This window comes from Nonomuraea corallina (assembly GCF_027620315.1).
GTDB lineage: Bacteria > Actinomycetota > Actinomycetes > Streptosporangiales > Streptosporangiaceae > Nonomuraea > Nonomuraea corallina.
In genome coordinates, this window is record NZ_JAPNNL010000132.1 from 1 (window position 1) to 21,176 (window position 21,176).

13 protein-coding genes are annotated in these 21,176 nt (G+C 74.4%); 8 read left to right on the forward strand and 5 right to left on the reverse strand.

Annotation, left to right across the window (positions count from 1 at the left end; genetic code table 11):
- The 6 genes from OUY22_RS26545 to OUY22_RS26570 form a co-directional block, all read left to right on the forward strand.
- Positions 1-1,040, forward strand: a 1,040-nt coding sequence (locus tag OUY22_RS26545; protein WP_333486796.1) for a right-handed parallel beta-helix repeat-containing protein, incomplete at its 5' end; no start/stop codon positions are given.
- Positions 1,037-1,975 (forward strand): ABC transporter ATP-binding protein, encoded by a 939-nt coding sequence (locus OUY22_RS26550; protein ID WP_270157894.1) that lies wholly within the window; start codon positions 1,037-1,039, stop codon positions 1,973-1,975. The genes OUY22_RS26545 and OUY22_RS26550, both read left to right, overlap by 4 nt.
- A gap of 2 nt (positions 1,976-1,977) precedes the next feature.
- The gene (locus OUY22_RS26555) at positions 1,978-3,162 is read left to right on the forward strand and encodes an ABC transporter permease (RefSeq protein WP_270157895.1); all 1,185 of its coding nucleotides are present in this window, start codon (positions 1,978-1,980) and stop codon (positions 3,160-3,162) included.
- Positions 3,159-4,319 (forward strand): ABC transporter permease, encoded by a 1,161-nt coding sequence (locus OUY22_RS26560; protein WP_270157896.1) that lies wholly within the window; start codon positions 3,159-3,161, stop codon positions 4,317-4,319. The genes OUY22_RS26555 and OUY22_RS26560 overlap by 4 nt, the downstream gene beginning before the upstream one ends.
- A gap of 21 nt (positions 4,320-4,340) precedes the next feature.
- Complete coding sequence (gene rfbA, locus OUY22_RS26565; protein ID WP_270157897.1) at positions 4,341-5,237, forward strand: glucose-1-phosphate thymidylyltransferase RfbA; 897 nt, start codon at positions 4,341-4,343, stop codon at positions 5,235-5,237.
- On the forward strand, positions 5,234-6,238 hold the full coding sequence (locus OUY22_RS26570) for a hypothetical protein (protein WP_270157899.1): 1,005 nt from the start codon (positions 5,234-5,236) through the stop codon (positions 6,236-6,238). Before rfbA ends, OUY22_RS26570 begins: the two co-directional genes overlap by 4 nt.
- 50 nt (positions 6,239-6,288) lie before the next feature.
- On the opposite strand, the gene OUY22_RS26575 is transcribed toward OUY22_RS26570, so the two are convergent.
- Genes OUY22_RS26575 through OUY22_RS26585 form a run of 3 tightly spaced genes read right to left on the reverse strand, consistent with a single transcriptional unit; the run spans position 6,289 to position 10,109 of the window.
- Positions 6,289-7,551: a cysteine desulfurase family protein gene (locus tag OUY22_RS26575; protein ID WP_270157900.1), complete on the reverse strand. Its 1,263-nt coding sequence runs from the start codon at positions 7,549-7,551 to the stop codon at positions 6,289-6,291.
- A 5-nt stretch (positions 7,552-7,556) separates the two neighbouring features.
- Positions 7,557-8,471, reverse strand: a complete 915-nt coding sequence (locus OUY22_RS26580) for an LPD16 domain-containing protein (RefSeq protein WP_270157901.1) — start codon at positions 8,469-8,471, stop codon at positions 7,557-7,559.
- A gap of 27 nt (positions 8,472-8,498) precedes the next feature.
- Positions 8,499-10,109, reverse strand: a complete 1,611-nt coding sequence (locus OUY22_RS26585) for a condensation domain-containing protein (protein ID WP_270157906.1) — start codon at positions 10,107-10,109, stop codon at positions 8,499-8,501.
- A gap of 268 nt (positions 10,110-10,377) precedes the next feature.
- Here OUY22_RS26585 and OUY22_RS26590 point away from each other — a divergent pair, with 268 nt between their 5' ends.
- The gene (locus OUY22_RS26590; RefSeq protein ID WP_270157907.1) at positions 10,378-10,572 is read left to right on the forward strand and encodes a phosphopantetheine-binding protein; all 195 of its coding nucleotides are present in this window, start codon (positions 10,378-10,380) and stop codon (positions 10,570-10,572) included.
- Between the two features lie 150 nt (positions 10,573-10,722).
- On the opposite strand, the gene OUY22_RS26595 is transcribed toward OUY22_RS26590, so the two are convergent.
- On the reverse strand, positions 10,723-12,237 hold the full coding sequence (locus OUY22_RS26595; protein ID WP_270157902.1) for an amino acid adenylation domain-containing protein: 1,515 nt from the start codon (positions 12,235-12,237) through the stop codon (positions 10,723-10,725).
- 20 nt (positions 12,238-12,257) lie between these two features.
- Positions 12,258-13,628, reverse strand: a complete 1,371-nt coding sequence (locus tag OUY22_RS26600; protein ID WP_270157903.1) for a condensation domain-containing protein — start codon at positions 13,626-13,628, stop codon at positions 12,258-12,260.
- A 280-nt stretch (positions 13,629-13,908) separates the two neighbouring features.
- Between OUY22_RS26600 and OUY22_RS26605 the strand changes: the two genes are divergently transcribed.
- Positions 13,909-21,176: type I polyketide synthase (locus OUY22_RS26605; protein ID WP_270157904.1), on the forward strand; the 7,268-nt coding region annotated here is incomplete at its 3' end.

The window sequence follows — 21,176 nt, forward strand, 5'->3', positions numbered from 1 at the left end:
GGGAGCGTGTGATGACTCGGGAGATGACGGTCCGGCCCGGCGAGTCGATCCAGCGCGCGCTGGACGAGGCGGGGCCCGGGGCGCGGATCAGCCTGGAAGCGGGCCGCTACCCGCAGAGCGTGTGGATCAGGCACGCCGGCGTGACCCTGACCGGGGCGGGGCCCGGCCGGACCGTGCTGGAGCCCGGCGCGGGGATCCCCGCGGGGGTGCCCCCGCTGCACGACGCCACCGCCGACGTGGTCAGCGGCGTCACCGTGCACGGCGAGCGCGTCGGCGACGTGCGCGTGGAGAGCCTGTCCGTGCGCGGCTTCTCCGGGGCGGGGGTCTACGCCCACACCGTCGCCGGTGTGACCGTGCGCGAGGTGGCGGCCGAGGACAACGCCGTCTGGGGCGTCTACCTGCGCGAGTCGAGCGGCTGCGTGGTGCGGGACTGCCGCGCCTCCGGCAGCCAGTACGGGGGCGTCGCCCTCAGCTTCTGCCCCCGCTCCGACGCGCTGATCACCGGCAACGAGAGCTTCGCCAACGCCTTCGGCCTCTTCGTCGACAACTCCTCGGGCGCGCGGGTGGTGCGCAACTCCTGCCACGGCAACGCCATCGGGATGCTGCTGCTCAACCAGGTCTACGAGGGCGAGCCGGAGGGCGGCGTACGCGACTGCCTGGTGATCGGGAACGACCTGCGCGCCAACGGCCTGGCCGCGGGCGCCGAGCCGGGCGGGCTCGGCGCGGCCGGGCCGCCGATCTCCGGCGTCGGCCTCGCGCTGATCGGCACCCACCGGGTCAGCGTCGTCGACAACCGCATCCACGACAACCACCCCAGCGGGGAGTCCGTGATGGGCGCGGCGTTCGTCATCGGCTCCTCCAAGGAGTGGGGCGGCGACGACGCCCTGGACAACCACGTGCTGTGGAACCGGATCACCGGCAACAGCCCGCTCGATTTTCAGCTCGGCGCCGACCTGACGCGCCAGGTGTGCGCGGGCAACGTCGCCGACAAGGGCGACCCGCCGGGACTCACCGCCGCCGACGGCTGGAGGCCGCGATGACCGCGACGCTGACCTGCGAGGGCCTGCGCAAGAGGTACGGGGACGTGACGGCGGTCGAGGACGTCGGCTTCTCCATAGCGCCGGGCCAGGCGTACGGACTGCTCGGCCCGAACGGCGCCGGCAAGACCACGACGATCTCCATCCTCGTCGGCCTGCTCCGCCCCGACGCGGGGACCGTCCTGGTCGGCGGCACGGACCTGGCCGCCGACCCCAGGCGCGCCAAGGCCGCGATCGGCTACGTGCCGCAGGAGATCGCCCTGTACCCGGAGCTGACCGGCCGGGAGAACCTGCGCTTCTTCGGCAGGCTCTTCGGCCTGCCCCGGCGCGCGCTCGCCGCCAGGATCGAGGAGGTGCTCGACCTGATCGGCCTGACCGACCGGGCCGACGGCAGGCTCGACACGTACTCCGGAGGCATGCGGCGGCGGATCAACATCGGCGCCGCCCTCCTGCACCGCCCCGCCGTGCTGATCCTGGACGAGCCCACCGTCGGGGTGGACCCGCAGAGCCGCAAGGCGATCCTGGACGGGCTGGAGCTCCTGGTCCGGGAGGGCATGTCCCTGCTGTACACCTCCCACTACATGGAGGAGGTCGAACGGATCTGCGACCGGGTCGCGATCATCGACCACGGCCGGATCATCGCCGAGGGCACCAGGCGTGAGCTGATCGCCATGGTGGGCACGGCGGACAAGGTCGAGCTGGTGCTCGACGGCGACGTGCCGGCGGCGTTCGCCAAGCTCCGCGCCGTCGAGGGCGTCGTCGAGGCCGCCAGGACCGAGGACGGGTCCGTACGGCTGATCGCCGAAGGCGGCAGGTACCTGCTGCCCGCGCTCATCACCGCCGTGGAGGGCAGCGCCACGGTCACCGCCACCCAGGTCATCGAACCCGACCTGGAGGCGACCTTCCTGCACCTCACCGGCGCCTCCCTGCGGGACTGACCATGTGGCGGGCGATTCTCACGGTGAGCGCGCTGGAACTGCGCACCCGGCTGCGCGACGGCACCGCGATCGTCATCGCGGTGATCGTGCCGGTGACGCTGGCCACCCTGTTCGGCCTGGCACTCGGCGGCGACGACCCGCCGCTGCGCGCCACCGTGGGGTTCGTGGACCTGGACGGCGGCGAGTTCCCCGCCTCGGTGCGGCGCGAGGTGCTGGCCTCGGAGGAGCTGAAAGGGTCCGTGACGCTGCGCGACCTGCCCGGCGAGGAGCAGGCGCGGCGGGCCCTGGACGCGGGCGAGATCGGCTCGGCCATCGTGTTCCCCGCCGGGTTCAGCCGGAGCGTCGGGGCCGGGCGCGGCGGCGACGTCGCCGTGCTGACGTCCCACGAGTCGCCGCTGGCCGGGGTGGTCGCGAGCGCCGTCGTGGACCGCATCTCGGCGGTGGTGGACGCCAGGACCCTGGCCGTGCGCGCCGTCCTGCGCGCGGGGGTGCCCGGGGACGAGGTCAAGGAGCTGGTGGAGCGCAACGGGGCCGCGGGGCCCGCGCTCACCCTGGCAGCGGACCCGCTGTCCGGCGGCAAGGTGGACCTGTCGGTCCACTACGGGTCGGGGATGGCGGCGCTGTTCGCCTTCTTCGTGGTGGGCGCCTCGTTCCGCGGTCTCCTCACCGAGCGCAAGCTGGGCACCCTCGACCGGATCAGGGCCGGCCCCGTCGCCGCGTGGGTGCCGGTCGCCGGCAAGGCGGCCGTCGGGTTCGGGCTGGGCGTGGTGAGCGTCTGCGTCTGCTGGGCCTCCTCCACCCTGATCTTCTCGACCACCTGGGGCGACCCGGTCGCGGTGTTCGCGGTGCTGGTCGCGCACGTGCTGGCCGCCGCCGCGATCACCATGCTGGTGGCCAGCCGGGTGCGGACCGACGCCCAGGCCGACGGCGCGATCATGGTCGTCTCGTTCGTGGCGGCGTTCTTCGGCGGCAGCCTGGTGCCGCTCTACGACCTGCCCGAGCCGCTGCGCACGGTGGCGCTGCTCACCCCGAACGGCTGGACCTCCACGGCGCTGGCCGAGCTGGCCGGAGCGGGCGCGAGCGGCTCCGTCGCCGCGGTGGCCGGGCCCATCGGCGTGCTGTGCGCGATCACGCTGGCGGCCGGAGGTCTGGCCGTCGCCGGCTTCAGGAAGGGACTGCTGCTGTGAACCCGTTGCCCCGCGGCCGTCCCCGGCCGGTGACGGCGCTGGTCGCCGCCAACCTGCGGCGCCTCACCCGCGACCGGGTCGGCCTGTTCTTCATCGTGATCATGCCGTTCGTGTCCATCGTCTTCGTCGGCATGGCGATCGGCGGCGCCACCGGCGCGGCCGGGCTGCCCGTCGGCGTCGTCGCCGACGAGCGGGACCCGGTCGCCGCCGCCGTGCTGGCCGAGCTGCGCGGCCACCCGGACCTGGAGGTGGTCCCCGTGGACACCCCGGACGGCCTGCGCTCCGGCGTACGCGAAGGAGCTCTCGCGGCGGGCCTGGTCATCCCGTCCGGCTCGACCAGGCTGGAGCTCGTCCTGGCGCAGGCCAACGGCAGCGGGATGGCGGCCCGCAGTGCCGTGGACGTCTCGGTGGGCCGGGTCGCCGCCGTGCTGGAGGCCACCAGGGCGGCCAGGGCCGCGGGCGCCGGCGAGGCCCAGGCCGCGGAGTACGTGCGCCAGGCCCAGGCCGAGGGGGGTCGGGTCGCGGTGACCGACGTCGCCACCGGCGGCGGCGACCCGGGCGGCTTCGCCTACACCGCCCCGGCGAACCTGCTGCTGTTCACCTTCATCAACTCCATGGCGGTCGCCGCCGCCCTCGTGGAGAGCCGCCGGCTGGGCATGCTGCAGCGCGCGCTCACCGCTCCCGTACCCCGGCGGTCGGTGCTGTTCGGCGAGGTGGTCAGCAGGTTCCTGGTCGCGGCCGCGCAGGCTGTGCTGATCATGGTGGTGAGCTCGCTGGCGTTCGGCGTGTCGTGGGGCGACCCGTTCGCGGTGGCCGTCGTCGTGGGCGTGTTCGCGCTGGTCGCCACCGGCGCCGCGGTCCTGGTCGGCACGCTGCTGCGCTCGCCCGACCAGGCGCCCGCGATCGGCCCGCCGCTCGGCGTGGTGCTGGGCATGCTGGGCGGCTGCCTGTGGCCGCGCGAGGCGTCCGGCGAGGTCATCAACGCCATCGGGCACGCCTTCCCGCACGCCTGGGGCATGGACGCGCTGCTCGCGCTCGCCCGGCCCGGCACGGGCCTCGGCGCGGTCCTGCCCGAGGTGGCCGTGCTCACCGGGATGGCCGTCCTGCTGCTGGGCGGCTCCCTGATCGTGTTCGACCGGCGCACCCGGATCACCTGAGCGCGGGAGAGGGATGGTCACATGAAGGGGATCCTGCTGGCAGGAGGGCGCGGCACGCGGCTCCTCCCGGCGACGCTCGCTGTCTCCAAGCAGCTGCTGCCCGTCAACGACAAGCCGCTGATCTACTTCCCGCTGTCGGTGCTCATGCTGGCCGGGATCCGGGACATCCTGCTCATCTCCACCCCGGAGGACCTGCCGCAGATCCGTCGGCTCTTCGGCGACGGCTCCCGGCTGGGGCTGCGCCTGACGTACGCCGAGCAGGCCGAGCCGAACGGGATCGCCGAGGCGCTCGTGCTCGGCGCCGACCACGTGGCCGGCGGCCCGGTCGCGCTCATCCTGGGCGACAACGTCTTTCACGGCGACGGCTTCCAGGAGGTGCTGCGCGCGGAGTGCCGCGCCGTCGACGGCTGCGTCCTGTTCGGCCACCCCGTGCACGACCCCGGCAGGTACGGGATCGCCGAGACCGACGCCGACGGCCGGCTGCTCGGCATCGAGGAGAAACCCGCCGCGCCCCGCTCCAACCGGGCCGTCGTCGGCCTGTACCTCTACGACGGCGACGCCGTCGACATCGCCAAGAACCTCACGCCGTCGGCGCGCGGCGAGCTGGAGATCACCGACGTCAACCGCGCCTACCTGGAACGGGGGAAGGCGAAGCTGGTCGACCTCGGCCACGGCTCCGCCTGGCTCGACGCCGGCACCCCCGCCACGCTGCTCCGCGCCGGCCAGTACGTCCAACTGCTGGAACGCCGGCAGGGAGTCCGCATCGCGTGCCTTGAGGAGATAGCGCTCCGCATGGGCTACATCGACGCCGAGGCATGCCACCGGCTCGGCGTCGAACTGGAGAAGTCGAGCTACGGCCGGTACGTCATCTCGGTGGCCGAGCGGTTCATGGACAGTGAGAGGGAGACCGATCGATGAGTGTGACGACGTTGTTCCCGGACAGATCCCCCGCCGACGGCGGCGTGGTGACCGGGGTGTACCGCTACGCGGCCCGCAAAGGTGCGATCGAGGCCGTCGACCTGGCCGCGGCCGATCTCGGGCTGAGCGTCCGCGAGGTGCGCGACGCCGTGGCGAGCCTCGTGGAGAGCCGCCTGCTCAGGGTCGACGACAGCGAGGGCCGCCGGTTCGTGCCGGTCGACCCCGAGCTGGCCGCCGCCTCCCTGGTGTCCTCGGTGGAACGGGAGATCTACCAGCGCCGCGAGCTGATCGACCAGATCCGCGAGCGCATGGGGGCGTTCCGGTCGGAGTACGCGGGCGCCGGCCACGGTTCGGCGGCCAGTGCCGTGGAGTACCTGGTGGGGGCCATGGAGGTGCGCGGCTTCCTGAAGACGGCCGGTGACGCCTGCCGCGACGAGGTGCTGGCGATGCAGGCCGGGGGCGGCGACGTCGAGGACCTGTCGCAGATGTACCTGGCGCTCCTGGCCAGAGGGGTGGCGGTGCGCATCATCTGCCAGCATCGCAACCGCGCCGACGTCTCCACCCGGATGCTGCTCAAGCGGCTGACGGACGCCGGGGCCGCCGTCTTCACCGTCAGCCACGTCCCGAGGTCGGCGGTGGTGTTCGACCGGGCGCTGGTCGTCATGTTCGGCGTGGACGGCGACGGCGAGGCCAGCGTGGCCCGCGTGCGCAACCACGGCATCGCCCAGTTCCTGCTGGACCTGTTCAACCACCTGTGGGAGACCGCCACCCCGCTGGAGGGCGTCGAGGTCGGCTACGCCAACGTGGCCGACGACCTCCAGCAGGCCATCGCCGCGCTGATGGCCAAGGGCTACACCGACGAGGTCGTGGCCAGGAAGCTCGGCATGTCGGTGCGGAGCTGCCGCCGGCACATCGCCACGCTCATGCGGGACCTGGACGCGACCAGCAGGTTCCAGGCCGGCGTGCAGGCCGCCCGGCGCTATCTCGGCGCCGCCGGGTGACGTCCCGCCCGCCGCGTTCCTCCGCCGGGACGCGGCGAGCGGGCGCATCGCTACCCGCGGGGCCCGCTCGCCGTCATGACCACGCCGGCGAGGGCGCGGGCCCGCCCCAGGACGAGTTCGAGGCCCAGGACGAGGTCCTCGGCGGGCATCCGGGAGTCGAGGCAGATCCGTACGGAGCTGTTGGCGTCCTCGGCGTCCAGGCCGATGGCCGTCAGGACGTGGGAGGGCTCCTGGGAGCCGGAGTTGCAGGCCGAGCCGGTCGACAGCGCCACCGAGCGCAGGCTCGACACCAGGCTCTCGCCGCGCACGCCGGGCAGCACGACGTTCAGCACGTGCGGCACACGGCCGTCCGGGTGGCCGTCCGGGTGGCCGTTCAGTGCGCCGTTCATTGCGCCGTTCAGTGCGCCGTCCGGGTCACCGTCCGGGGCGCCGTCCGGGTCACCGTCCGGGGCGCCGTTCACGCGGACGCCGGGGAAGCCGGTCATGAGCAGGTCCAGCGCCGTCGCGCGCAGCTCGCGCACCCGCCGCCAGGCGTCGGCCATCCCGGCCGCCGCCAGCTCGCACGCCTTGCCCATGCCCACCACGAGATGGGTCGGGATGGTGCCGCTGCGCAGCGCGTACTGCCCGCCGCCGAACAGCACGGGCCGCAGCCTGCGCCGGATCTCCGGCCGGACGTACAGCGCGCCGACGCCCTTGGGGCCGCGCAGCTTGTGCCCCGACATCGCCATGGTGTCGACCCCGGCCTCCCGCACGTCGATCGGGATCCGGCCGGCCGCCTGGGCGCCGTCCACGTGCAGCAGGGCGCCGGCGTCGTGGCAGAGCGCGGCCATCCGCCGGACGGGCTGGATCGTGCCGATCTCGCTGTTGACCCAGCAGGCGGTGGCCACCCGGGAGAACGGGTCGAGCAGCCCGGCCAGGTGACCGAGGTCAATCCGGCCGTCCCCGCCCACCCGCATCGCCCTGACGGCCAGGCCCCGGCCGGCCAGCGCGCGGCCGATCGACAGCGAGGACTTGTGGTCGGTGGGGCAGATCGCGGCGTTGACGGGGGCCCGCTCCTCGTGGCCGAACATGCCGAGCAGCGCGAGGTTGTTGCTCTCGGTCGCGCCGGAGGTGAACACCAGGTCCTCGGGGTCCGCGCCGATCAGCCGGGCCACCGACTCGGTGGCGGCGTCCACCGCCCTGCGGGCGCGCTTGCCCAGCAGGTGCGGGGAGGACGGGTTGCCGAAGTCCTCCCGCAGGAAGGGCAGCATCGCGTCGACCACCTCGTCGTCGACGCGGGTCGTGGCGCAGTTGTCCAAGTAGATGATCTTCATGGTGATCAGCTCCTGAACGTGTGGACCGAGACGAGGTTGCCGTAGATCTCGTCCTCGGTCATCTCGCCGCTGCCGCCCGGGTCGGCGATGACCACCCGCATGCCGCGCAGGCCGTACAGGCTCAGCGCGATCTCCACCCCGGTCCGCACCGGCATCAGGCACTCTCCCGGCGCGAAGATCAGGATCGTGCGGTGGCCCGCCCGGTGCACCTCGGCGATCATCTCGGTGATCTCGCCGGCGCAGCCGGTGACGCCGCAGCTGATCAGCGTGCGGTAGTTGCCGTCGGCGTCCAGGAAGGCCACCTCGGTGTCCCGGCCCGGCTGGTCAGGCTCGGCGGGCTCGTCGGCGCCGAGGAACCGCTTCTCCAGCAGGCCCTGCTTGACGAACTTGTCGGCCGCCTTCTGGAACCGGTACTTCAGCCAGGTCTCGGGGAAGGCGAGCGGGTGCTTGCGGCTCGGCAGCACGAGGTCCGCGGACAGGCCCGCCTGCGCCAGGTCGTCCCGGTACGCGGCGGGCAGCTCGGCGAACCCCCCGAAGAACTCCGCGCGCAGCTCGCTCGCCGGCCGGCCGGTCCTCGGCACGTACTGCCAGTCGTTGATCAGCAGCAGCAGCCGGGCTCCCACGCCCGACTCCACGTAGGGCCTGGCCAGGTCCAGCGACAGGCGCCAGGTGTAACGGGGGAAGATCCCCACGCGGCCGGTGACGCGCCGGCGCATGGTCTCGTCGTGCTGCTCCTCGATGACGCCGGGCACGAGGCGGCCGGTGGCGTCGTCCTCGAAGAGCATGAAGTGGCCGCCCATGATGACCGGCTCGCCGAGGTCCGCGGCGGCCAGTTCCCGGCTGATCGTCTCGCGGAGCTCCTGTTCAGATGCCACGAGCCGGTGCGTCTTGGTCACCCGGTCGCTGAGAACGTTACCCATGTTTCTACACTCCGAGTTCCTGGTGGATCATGATTCGGGTTCGGCGGCACTGGGGCGTACCGGGGCCAGCAGGCCGGCCAGGACGGCCAGCGGCGTGGGCTCCGCCAGCGCGCGCGGCGTCAGGCCCTCCCAGCCGCGTTCGCGCAGGAGGGCCAGCACCTCGGGGGCGCGCAGGACGCGGCCGCCCGCGAGGACGTAACCGTCCGACGGGTCGACCCCGGCCAGGCCGTGCACCTGGCACACCGCCCCGGTCAGCGCCTGCACGGCGGGCTCCGCCGCGGCGGGAACGGGCGTGGGAGGTGCGGGCGGGCCCGCGGGATCGAAGCCGGCCAGCTCGGCCACCTGGCTGACCCGCAGGTCGGTGTCCGGGTCGTCGTGCGCCAGCAGCAGGGCCTCGTGGCCGCGCAGGAACGCCTCCATGGCGGCGGCGTCCATGACGGAGGAGGCCGCCTGGAGCCCGAGCACGACCGCGTCACGCCACTCGTCGATCCGCAGGTAGGTGTCGGCGCCGTAGTGCGCCCACGCCTCCGGCGCCCGGTTCCAGGCGAACGTGGTGCGCCTGCCCCCGCAGGCCAGGGTGCGCTGGTTGAGGAAGTTGACCTCCGAGCCCAGCCGCACCGGCTCCCCCCGCCTGGAGCCCTCGCGGGACACCAGCTCCACGACCTCGTCGTAGGGCACGTACGCGTGCCGGGCGGCCTGCTCGTTCTCGTCGGCCACCCGCCGTACCAGCTCGCTGAACGGCGGATCGTCGGAGCAGCCGACCCGCATCAGCATCGGGGAGAACATGCAGGTGAGCACTTCCTGGAAGGCGTGCGACCCGCGGTTGCCGGCGAACGCGAGCTGACCGACCGCGCCCTGGCCGGTGTAGGCGGCCAGCAGGGCGGTGTGGGCGGCCAGGTGCACCGCCGACGGCCACACCTTGAGCCTGGCGGCGATCCGCCGGCCGGCGTCCAGCAGCGACGGCGAGGTCAGCGTCGCGTGCCTGGCCTCCTCGGGCGGCGCCGCCCGCCGCCGGGCGGCGAACGGATCGGCGGGCAGCAGCGCGACCTGCTTCTCCCAGTACGCCAGCGCGTCGGCGGCCAGCCCGGCGGCCTCCGCGGTCGCCTCCCAGCGGGCCAGGTCGGCGGGCTGGTGCCGGACCGGCCCCAGCGAGACGGGCCGGCGGGAGGCGACGCCCTCCGCCTGCGTCCACAGCTCGTGCTCGATCCGCTTCAGCGTCCACATGTCGACGGCCAGATGGTTGAAGACCAGGACGACCTGCTTCGGCACGCCGCCCGAGGTGATGACGCAGGCGCGGATCGGCCACTCGGCGGCCAGGTCGAACGGCCTGGCGCTCAGCTCCTCGACCACCTCGGCGGGGCTCGGGGTGCCGTCCCGCTCCACGCTCGCCCAGGCGATCGGCCAGGGGCCGGGGGCGTGCACCCGCTGCCGCGGCCCGCCGTCGGCGGGGAAGGTCGTGCGCAGCGCCTCGTGGCGGCGGGTCAGCGACAGGAGGATCGCGCGGCAGCCGGCGGCCGTGAGGCCGGCGGGCATGAGGAAGCGCATCAGGATGTGCGACTCGTGCTGGTGCCGGGGCGGCAGCTGATGGATCCGCAGCCACATGTAGCGATGCCCCCAGCAGAGGTTCGCGGACTTCACAGCGGACAATTGGGGCCTCCACCGCCGCGTCAATGAGGACAGGCCGACAAGATTGAGAATTCGCCGCCGCGACGCTGATGACAAGCCATTCCCGCTGGCCGGAACAGGCCGCCACTACCTGCCAGTGGCGGACGGGGACGGCGCCTTGACCGGGGCCGCCGGGGCCGCCGAGAATTTTCGTGAGCAGACTTTCTTGGTGAGGTCCCGGATGACGAGTTTTGAAATACCTCACGAGTTCCTGAATATTTTGCGGTCGCATTTGCCGTTCGTGGACTCCGGGGTGCTGTCGGCCCTGGACGACCTGGCCGGCCTCGGACTCGACTCGATGGGCGTGGTCCGGCTGATCGTGGACCTGGAGGACCTCTACGGCGTGCAGGTGCCCGACGAGATCCTGGACGAGAAGACGTTCGCCACCGTGGCCTCGCTGTGGGCGGCCCTGTCCCCGCTGATGACCCGCCCCTGATGACCCGCCCCTGATGACCCGCCGCTGATGACCCGCCGCTGATGACCCGCCGCTGATGACCCGCCGCTGACGAGCAGCCGCTGACGAGCCGCGTTCGACACCCGCCGCTGACGAGCCGCGGCCGGCGACGTTCGGTCGCCGGGCCGCGGTTCACGCGTCGCGCAGGGTGCCCGCGACCGCCCGCCGGTCCACCTTGCCGTTGGGGTTGAGCGGCAGTTCCTCCAGCACCGTGACCGACCGGGGCACCATGTACCCGGGCAGCACGCCGGTGACCGCCCTGGCCAGGGCCACCCCGTCCAGTCCGTGCCCTGTGCAGGCGGCCTCCAGCGCCAGTTCGCCGTCCGGCCCCGGCAGGGCCAGGACGACCGCCTCGTGCACGCCCGGCCGGGCGCGCAGCGCCGCCTCGATCTCGCCGAGCTCCACCCGGTGGCCGGAGATCTTCACCTGCTGGTCCAGCCGGCCGAGATGCACCAGCAGGCCGTCCCGCCAGGCGACCCGGTCACCGGTCCGGTACCAGGACTGCCCGGTCACCGGCTCGCCGTCGCGGGCCCGTACCCCGTCGAACGAGGTGAACCGCCCGGCGTCGTCGGCCGGGTCGGCGTAGCCGGGGAAGCGCTGCACCCCGCGCAGGCACAGCTCGCCCTCGTCGGAGGGCCGCCCTTCGCCGTCGAGCACCACGTGCTCGACGCCCGGGTACGGCAGGCCGATGGGCACGGTGCCGTTGGCCGTGCGCGGCCAGTCGGCCGGGTCGGCGGGCAGCCGGTACTGCGTGCAGCTGATGGTCACCTCGGTCGGGCCGTACAGGTTCTCCAGCACGCTTCCCGGCGCGGCGGTCTGCCACGCGGCGGCCTGGCGCAGCGACAGCGGCTCCCCGCAGAACAGGCTCCAGCGCAGCGACGGCATGGCGTCCGGCGTCAGCCGGCGCAGCCGCATGGCCAGCGAGACCACCGAGGGCACGGAGAACCAGTGGGTCAGCCGCTCCCTGTTCACGAACGCGACCGGCTTGAGCAGGTCGTACCTGCCGGGCACGACCAGCGTCGCGCCGCTTCCCCAGGTGGCGAACATGTCGAAGACCGACAGGTCGAAGGTCAGGTCGAAGGTCTGGGAGACCCGGCAGCCGGGGCCCAGGCCGTACCGCGGGATCACATGGCGGAGGTAGGCGTCGACGCCGCGGTGCCGCACCGGCACGCCCTTGGGGACGCCGGTCGAGCCCGAGGTGAACAGCACGTACGCCAGATCGTCCGGATCACCCTCGGCCGGAGGCGCGGAACCGCCGGGACCGGAGCCGTCGGCGTCCATAGCCAGCACCGGGGCCGGCAGGCCGGGCGGCGGGCGGAGGGACGCGTCGGCCAGCACCACGTCGAGCCCCGCTGCGGTGGCGACGGCGAGGTTGCGGGCGTCCGGCACGGCCGGGTTCAGCGGCACCGCGGTCGCGCCGAGCCGCTGGATCGCCAGGTAGCCGGCGAACGCCAGCGGGCCGCGCGCCGCGTACAGGCCCGCCCTGGCGGGGGGACCGCCGGGAGCGCGGGCCAGCTCCGCCGCCAGGCGCGCGGACAGCGCGTCCAGCTCGGCGTAGGTGAGGCGGTCGCCGCCGGTCTCGAGCGCGATCCGGTCGCCGTACCGGGCGGCGGAGTCGGCGAACCACTGGTGGAGGGTGCGTGCCACGGGTCTCTCCGATCGTCGGTTCAGCTCGCGCGCGCCGCGCGCTCGGGCGGCTCGCGGGGGAACAGCGCCTCCGGGAGGTCCCGGAGCTGCCCGTTCCACAGGTCCTTCAGCACCCGCTGGGGGTCGGTGACGGCGAGCTGCAGGCCGAGCGCCAGCGTCCGCATGATGTCGATCATCGCCTCGGGCGGCAGCACGTCGGGGTCGGCCAGCATCAGCACCCGGGTCTCGCCGTCGTCCACCTCCACGCGCACCCGGAAGGCCTGCCCGTAGCTCTGGGCCAGCGGCGTCCACGCCAGCGTCGCCGGGGTCTGGTCGGCCGGGTCGGCGGGGCGCCGGTCCACCCGCACGTAGTTGAACCAGGCCCGGAACAGGTGGTTGACCCAGCAGTCGTGCCCGGGGTCCTCTCCGGCCAGCGCGGCCGTCTCGGCGACCCGGTCGAGGTCGTAGCAGGAGTGGCGGTAGGCCTTGGCGCTCGCCCAGTGCAGGCGCTTGATGTGCTCGGCGAGCGTGGCGCCGTGGTCCACGGCGGTGACGAAGGGGATGAGCTGGTTCATCGTGCCGATGTTGTGCTGGTCCTCCTGGGCGAACCGGTTGGACGACATCAGGCTCATCGTGACCCGGTCGGTGTCCAGGTGCCGGGCCAGGCCGGCGGCGACGAACGCCATGATCACGGCCGGCGGGGTGACGCCGTGCGCCTGGCCGGCGAGCGCGGCCAGCCCGCCCAGGCGGCGCGAGGTCAGCGTCAGCTCCAGCCGTTCCTTCTCGGCGCGCGCGGGCAGCGTCGGCAACCGGTCCATGAGGCCGCCGGCGAGCACGTCGCGCCAGTAGCGCTCGGACGCCGCCTGCCTGGGCCGCCAGGACTCCGCGTGCTGCCGCCGCGCCAGCTCGCGCGGGGTGAAGCCGGTCTCGATCGCGGCCCCCTGGCCCGCCACCAGCGCCTTGAACTGGTCCTGGAGGTGATGGATGGACCACACGTCCACGATCAGGTGCGAGAAGGTCAGGCTCAGGTACATGGGCGCGCCCTTGTAGGTGACCAGCAGGGCCCGCCAGTTCAGGTCGCCGGTCATCGGGAACGGGATCGTCAGCCGCTCCCGCTTGACCCGTTCGTGCTCGGTGGGGTCGGCGACCTGGCGGTCCGCCCGCTCGACGGGCAGCCGCACCTCCTCGTGGACGCGCTGGAACGGCACGCCGTCCCGCGTCCCGTACGTGGTGCGCAGCGTCTCGTGCAGCCGCACGAGCCCTTCCAGCGCCTGGTCGACCCGCGCCTCGGACAGGCCGCGCAGGTCCCAGGTCGAGGCCAGGTTCGCCTCGTGACCCCAGCCCGGTGGATAACGGTCGATCTCGCGCCAGCTGAAGAGCTGGCCATGACTCAGGGGCTCCTCGGCCGACATGTGGGTCTCCTCGAACCGGCTTTCTCCGCCTGTTATTCATCGCGGACGGGAAGCACCCGGGTCAAGGCCGGAAAGGCCGGGCCCGATGGCAAGTATGGGCGGCAACAATGTGCCAGCAACAAGCCATGGGCCGGACGAGAAGTCCCGCCTTAAAGTCGGCATAACTAAGCGACGCCCGCACTCGGACAAACGAAAAATCGTCGGCCGGCGGGTGGTCATGCACGGTCGTTCCGGATCGAGCGGCGGCTTCCAGATGCCAGAGGCTTGGGGTGGCGAATTGATGGGTGACGAGTCGATGGGGCCGGTGGCCCCCGGCGGTCCGGACGCGATCGCCGTCGTCGGCATGGCCTGCCGCCTGCCCGGAGCAGCCGACCCCGGGGCCTTCTGGCGATTGCTCCGCGAGGGCGTGGACGCGGTCACCGAGGCGCCGCAGGACCGGTGGCCCGAGGCGACGGAGTACCGCCGGGGCGGCTTCCTCCAGGATGTTCACGGGTTCGACGCGGCCTTCTTCGGCATCTCGCCCAACGAGGCCGCGGCGATGGACCCGCACCAGCGGCTGGTGCTCGAACTCGCCTGGGAGTCCCTGGAGAGCTCCCGCACCGCTCCCGACGCGCTGCGCGGCGGCTCGGCCGGGGTGTTCCTGGGCGCCATCTCGAACGACCACTCCGCGCTGCTCGCGCGGGCCGGCGTCGAACCCGGCAGGCACACCTACACCGGCGCGAACCGAGCCATGATCGCGAACCGGGTCTCCTACTTCCTGGGCCTGCGCGGCCCCAGCCTCACCCTCGACGCGGGACAGTCGTCCTCGCTCGTCGCGGTGCACCTGGCGTGCGAGAGCCTGCGCCGGGGCGAGACCGCGCTGGCGCTGGCCGGGGGCGTCAACCTCAACCTGAGCGGCGAGACCACCGACGCCATCGGCAGCTTCGGCGCGCTGTCACCGGACGGCCGCTGCCACGTCTTCGACAGCCGCGCCAACGGGTACGTGCGCGGCGAGGGCGGGGCCGTGGTCGTGCTGAAGCGGCTCGCGGACGCCCTGGCCGAGGGCGACACCGTGCACGCCGTGATCCTCGGCGGCGCGGTCAACAACGACGGCGGCGGCGAGGGGCTGACCGTGCCCAGCGGGCGGGCGCAGGAGGAGGCCATCAAGCTGGCCTGCGCGCACGCCGGCGTGGCGCCGGGCGAGGTGGGCTACGTCGAACTGCACGGCACCGGCACCAGGGTGGGCGATCCGGTGGAGGCCGCCGCGCTCGGGGCGGCGTACGGGACGGCCAGGCCGGACGGCGACCCGCTGCCGGTCGGCTCCGTCAAGACCAACATCGGCCACCTGGAGGGCGCGGCCGGCATCGCCGGGCTGCTGAAGGTGGTGCTCGCCATCAAGCACCGCGAGCTGCCCGCCAGCCTGCACTTCGCCTCGCCGCCGCCGGAGATCCCGCTGACGGATCTGCGCCTGCGCGTGGTACGGGAGACCGCACCCTGGGCCGCGGCCGAGCGGCTGGTGGCGGGAGTGAGCTCCTTCGGCATGGGCGGCACCAACTGCCATCTCCTGCTCGCCGAGCCCCCCGTGACCGGGCGGCCAGACGCGGACCCGCCCGCCGTGGCCGGTCCCGGCCTGGAGGACCGGCCCTGGGTGGTCACCGCGCGGAGCCAGGAGGCGCTGCGCGAGCTGGCGGCCCGGCTCGCGGACGTCGCGGCGGAACCGGAAGCCGAACCGGCCGGCATCGCGGCCGGCCTGCTGCGGAGCCGGGCGGCCTTCGAGCATCGCGCGGTGGTGCTGGGCGCGGACGTGGCGGCCAGGCTGTCCGGGCTGCGGGCGCTGGCCGGCGGCCGGCCGCACGACGACGTCGTCCTCGGGCAGGCCACCGGCGGGCGGCGCGCGTTCGTCTTCCCCGGTCAGGGGTCGCAGTGGCCGGGGATGGCCCGCGAACTGCTGGCCACGTCGCCGGTGTTCGCCGCCCGCGCCGCTGAGTGCGCGGACGCCCTCGCGCCGCACACCGGCCACTCCCTGATCGACGTGCTCGGCGAGCGGCCCGGCGCGCCCGGCCTCGACCGGGTGGACGTGGTCCAGCCCGCGCTCTGGGCGGTCATGGTCGCGCTCGCCGAGGTGTGGCGCTCCCACGGCGTCGAGCCCGACCTGGTCGTCGGCCACTCCCAGGGCGAGATCGCCGCCGCGACCGTCATCGGCGCGCTCACCCTGTCCGACGCGGCCCGGGTCGTGGCGCTGCGCAGCCGCGCCATCGCCGGCATGGCGGGCCGGGGCGGCATGCTGTCGGTCGCCGCGCCCCTGGACGTGGTCGAGCGGGCGATCGGCCCGCTGGCGGAGCGGCTGTCGGTGGCGGCGGTCAACGGGCCGAGCTCGGTCGTGGTCGCCGGGCCGCGCGAGCCGCTGACGGAGCTGGCCGGGCGGCTGAACGGCCACCGCGCCAAGCTCATCCAGGTCGACTACGCCTCCCACACCGCCGAGGTCGAGCAGGTACGCGACGAGGTGCTCGCCGCGCTGGCCCCGATCCGGCCGGTCAGCGCCGCGACCACGTTCGTCTCCACGCTCACCGGCGAGCCGATGGACACCGCCGGGCTCGACGCCGACTACTGGTACCGCAGCCTGCGCAGGCCGGTCCGGTTCGCGCGGGCCGTCCGGGCGGCGATCGAGTCACGCTGCGACCTGTTCGTGGAGTGCAGCCCGCACCCGGTCCTGGCCGCGGCCGTCGAGGAGACCGGCGAGGAGGCCGGGCACGAGGTCGCGGTGGTCGGCACGCTGCGCCGCGGCGAGGGCGGGCCCGACCGGGTGCTGCGCTCGCTCGCCCGCGCGTACGCCGCCGGCGCCCCGGTCGAGTGGCCGGCCGTGCGCGAGATCCCGCGGGCCCGCATGGCGGACCTGCCGACGTACCCCTTCCAGCGGCGGCCGTACCCGCCCACGCCGGCCGTCCCGCACGCGGCGCGGCCCGTCCCGTCCGGGACGGAGGACGTCCCGTCCGCTTCCGGGGACGCGCGGAACCCGGACGGGCCCCGGGAGACGCGGACCCTCGACGAGGTGCGGGAACTGGTCCGGGGCGCCGCCGCCCGGCTGCTCGGCCACGAGGACGCCACCGCCGTCGAGCCCGCCCGCACCTTCAAGGACCTCGGCTTCGAGTCGGCGACCTCGCTCGAACTGCGCGACCGGCTCCGCGAGGCGACCGGGCTGAAGCTCCCGACCGGGCTGCTGTTCGCCCACCCGACGCCCGCCCGCCTCGCCGATCATCTGTACGCCCTGCTCACCGCCTCGCAGCGCGCCCCGTCAGCCTCGCGCCCGGCCGCGCCGCGACCCGCGCGGGCGGAGCTGGACGACCCGATCGCGGTGATCGGGATGGGCTGCCGGTACCCGGGCGGGGTGGCCTCGCCGGAGGATCTGTGGCGGCTCGCCGCCGGAGGCGCCGACGCGATCGGGGAGTTCCCCGCCAACCGGGGCTGGGACCTGGACGCGCTCTTCGCCGCCGGCCCCGACCGTTCGGGCACCAGCGACACCCGGTACGGCGGCTTCCTGTACGACGCCGACCGGTTCGACGCGGCGTTCTTCGGCATCAGCCCGCGCGAGGCGGCGGCCATGGACCCGCAGCAGCGGCTGCTGCTGGAGATCTGCTGGGAGGCGCTGGAACGGGCCGGGATCGACCCGGCCGCCCTGCGCGGCTCCGGCACCGGCGTGTTCATGGGCGCGATGGCCCCCGAGTACGGCCCCCGCCTGCACCGGACCGCCGGCCTGGCCGACGGCCACCTGCTGACGGGCACCGCGCTCAGCGTCGTCTCCGGGCGCCTCTCCTACACCTTCGGGCTGGAGGGCCCGGCGCTCACCACCGACACCGCCTGCTCGTCCTCGCTGGTCTCCATCGTGCTGGCGGTGCAGGCGCTGCGGCGCGGCGAGTGCTCGCTGGCGCTGGCCGGCGGCGCGACCGTGATGTCCAGCCCCGGGATGTTCGTGGAGTTCAGCAGGCAGGGCGGGCTGGCCGCCGACGGGCGCTGCAAGGCGTTCTCGGCCGCGGCCGACGGCACCGGCTGGGCCGAGGGCGCGGGGGTGCTGCTGCTGGAGCGCCTCTCCGACGCCCGCCGCCTGGGCCACCCGGTCCGCGCCCTGATCCGCGGCGGCGCCGTGAACCAGGACGGCGCCTCCAACGGGTTGACCGCCCCGAGCGGCCCGGCCCAGGAGCGGGTGATCCGGGCGGCCCTGGCCGACGCGATGCTCGACGCCCGCGACGTGGACGTGGTGGAGGCGCACGGCACCGGGACGACGCTGGGCGACCCGATCGAGGCGCAGGCGTTGCTGGCGACGTACGGGCGTGGGCGTGCCGAGGATCGGCCGGTGTGGCTGGGGTCGCTCAAGTCGAACATCGGGCACACCCAGGCGGCAGCCGGGGTGGCCGGCGTGATCAAGATGGTCAAGGCGCTGGAGCGGCGCACGCTCCCGCCGACCCTGCACGCCGACGAGCCGACGCCGCACGTGGACTGGGAGTCCGGCGGCGTGCGGCTGCTGACCGAGGCGGTGGAACTGCCGGGTGAGCGTCCGCTGCGCGCCGGGGTCTCCTCCTTCGGGGTGAGCGGGACGAACGCGCACGTGATCCTGGAGGGCGCGCCGGCCGAGCCGCCGCCGCCATCTGACGGTCCGCTGGTGTGGCCGGTGTCGGCGAGGTCGGCGGAGTCGTTGCGGACGCAGGCGGCGCGGTTGCTCGCGTACGCGGAAGGCGTCGCCGATCGTGACCTGGCGGATGCGGGGCGGGCGCTGGCCCGGCGCGCGGGCTTCGGCCATCGCGCCGTGGTGGTGGCGGGGGACCGGCGCGAGCTGGTGGCGGGGCTGGCCGCGCTGGCGGAAGGCGGGTCCAGCGCCGCGGTGGTGAGCGGGGTCGCCGCTGCCGGGGCCCGGCCGGTGTTCGTGTTCCCCGGTCAGGGCTCGCAGTGGGCGGGCATGGCCGTGGACCTGCTGGACACCGACGAGACGTTCCGGGCCGCGCTGCTGCGCTGCGAGGAGGCGCTGCGCCCGCACACCGGCTGGTCGGTCGAGGACGTGCTGCGCGGCGCCGGCGGCGCGCCCGCGCTGGAGGGGTCGGACGTGATCCAGCCCGCGCTGTTCGCGGTCATGGTGTCCCTGGCGGAGGTCTGGCGTTCGCTCGGCGTCCGGCCGGCCGCGGTGCTCGGCCACTCCCAGGGTGAGATCACGGCCGCGTGCGTGGCGGGCGCGCTCTCCCTGGAGGACGCCGCCAGGATTGTGGTCCTGCGCAGCCGGGCGCTGACCCGGCTCGGCGACCGCGGCGGCATGCTCGCTCTGCCCGTCGACGCGGAGCAGGCGGCGCGGATGCTGAAGCCGTGGGCCGGCAGGCTCTGGCTCGCCATCCACAGCGGGCCCGACAGCTCCGTCGTGGCGGGCGACGCCGACGCGCTGGAGGAGTTCACCGCCGCTCACGGCGACGCCGTACGGATCCGCAGGGTCGCCATCGGCTACGCCGCCCACACCCCGCACATCGACGACCTGCGCGAGGAGCTGCTCAAGACGCTCGACGGCATCCGTCCCCGGGAGGCCGAGGTCGCGTTCTGCTCGTCGCTGGAGGGCGGCACGATCGACCCGGCCAGGCTGACCGCCGACTACTGGTTCACCAGCCTGCGGCGACCGGTGCTGTTCCGGCAGGCGGTGGAGTCACTGGCCGGCTCGGGCACCCCGGTGTTCGTCGAGGTCAGCCCGCACCCGGTGCTCACCGGGCACGTCGAGGACACCCTCGCCTCCGTCACGGGCCCGCACGGGGCTGCCGCCGGTGGGGCGACGGGCACGCTGCGGCGGGGCGACGGCGGCGCGGAGCGCCTGCTGAGGTCCGCCGCCCAGGCCTGGACGCTCGGCGCGGACGTGGACTGGGCGGCGGCGCTCGGCCCGGCGACGAGCCACCACGACGGGCTCCCCACCTACCCCTTCGAGAAGACCAGGCACTGGCTGGACGCCGAACCGGTCGCCGCCGGCGGCGGGCTGGCCCCCTCCGCCCACCCGCTGCTCGGCGCCAGCGTGCCGCTGGCCGCCGACGACGGGTTCCTGCTGGCCGGACAGCTGTCCCTGGCCACCGCGCCCTGGCTGGGCGACCACGCCGTGGACGGCACTGTCCTGCTGCCCGGCACCGCCTTCGTGGAGCTCGCGCTGGAGGCGGCGGCCACGGCCGGCTGCGACGAGGTCGAGGACCTGACCCTGGAGGCCCCGCTGTTCCTGCCGGGAACGGGAGCCGTACACGTGCAGATCGCGGTCGGCGGGCCGGACGAGCAGGGCCGCCGCACCGTGGCCGTCCACAGCCGGGCGGCCGGCGACGCCGAGGCCGGCTGGACCCGGCACGCGACCGGCCTGCTCGGCCCCGGCACCGCCGCGCCTTCCTCCGGGCCGGTCGCGTGGCCGCCGGACGCCGAACCCGTGGACCTGGAGGACCTGTACGGACGACTGGCCGAGCGCGGCTACGACTACGGCCCCGCCTTCCAGGGTTTGACGGCCGCCTGGCGCGCGGACGGTCACGCGTTCGCCGAGGTGACCCTGCCCGAGCCGGTGAACGGCGACGCCGGACGCTTCACGCTGCACCCCGCGCTGCTGGACGCCGCGCTGCACCTCATCGTGCTGGACAGCGTCGTGCTGGACGCGGCGGACGACCCCGGCCTGCTGCTGCCGTTCTCCTGGAACGGGGTCCGGGTGACGGCGACCGGCGCGCGGACCCTGCGGGTGCGGATCGGCGACTCGGGCGACGACCGCGTCTCGCTGACGATCTTCGACGGCGCCGGTCAGTGGATCGGCGGCACGGACACGCTGGTCCTGCGCCGGATGCCCAGGAACGCCCGCGCCGCCGATCCCGCCGGCCTCGCCGCCCACGTCGTCGAGTGGGTGGAACCGGCCGTGGCCGGGACCCCGGAGGCGCGCTGGGCGCTGGCAGGCTCCGACGAGCTGACCGATGAGATCGGCGCCGAACTGGCGGCGGCCGGGATCGACCCGCCCCGCTACTACGACCTCGCCTCACTGGCCGAGATGAGCGCGGCCGGCGTCCCCGACCTGGTCCTCGCCCCCTGCCACGCCGACCCCGACGACCTGCCGTACTCCGCGCACGACGCGGTCGGGCAGGCACTCGACCTCGTGCAGGGCTGGCTCGGCGACGAGCGGTTCGCCGGTTCGCGGCTGGTCTGCCTCACCCGGGGCGAGGACCCGGCGAGCGCCGCGGTGCGCGGCCTGGTACGGGCGGCGCAGACCGAACAGCCGGGCCGGTTCGTGCTGGCGGAGGTCGCGGAGGGGTTCTCCGGCTGGGACCTGCTCGCCGCGGCCGTGGCCGCCGGTGAGACCGAGCTGGCCGGACGGGACGGCACCGTGCTCGTCCCGCGACTGGTCCGCCGTCCGGTCTCGGCGCCTTCCGGTGTTCCGTCGGGTGCGGTGCTGGTGACGGGTGGGACCGGTGGGCTGGGTGCGCTGGTGGCTCGGCGGCTGGTGGAGCGGCATGGGGTGCGGGATCTGGTGCTGGTGTCGCGGCGTGGCGGGGCGGCCGCGGGTGCGGGTGCTCTGGTCGCGGAGCTGGAGCGGGC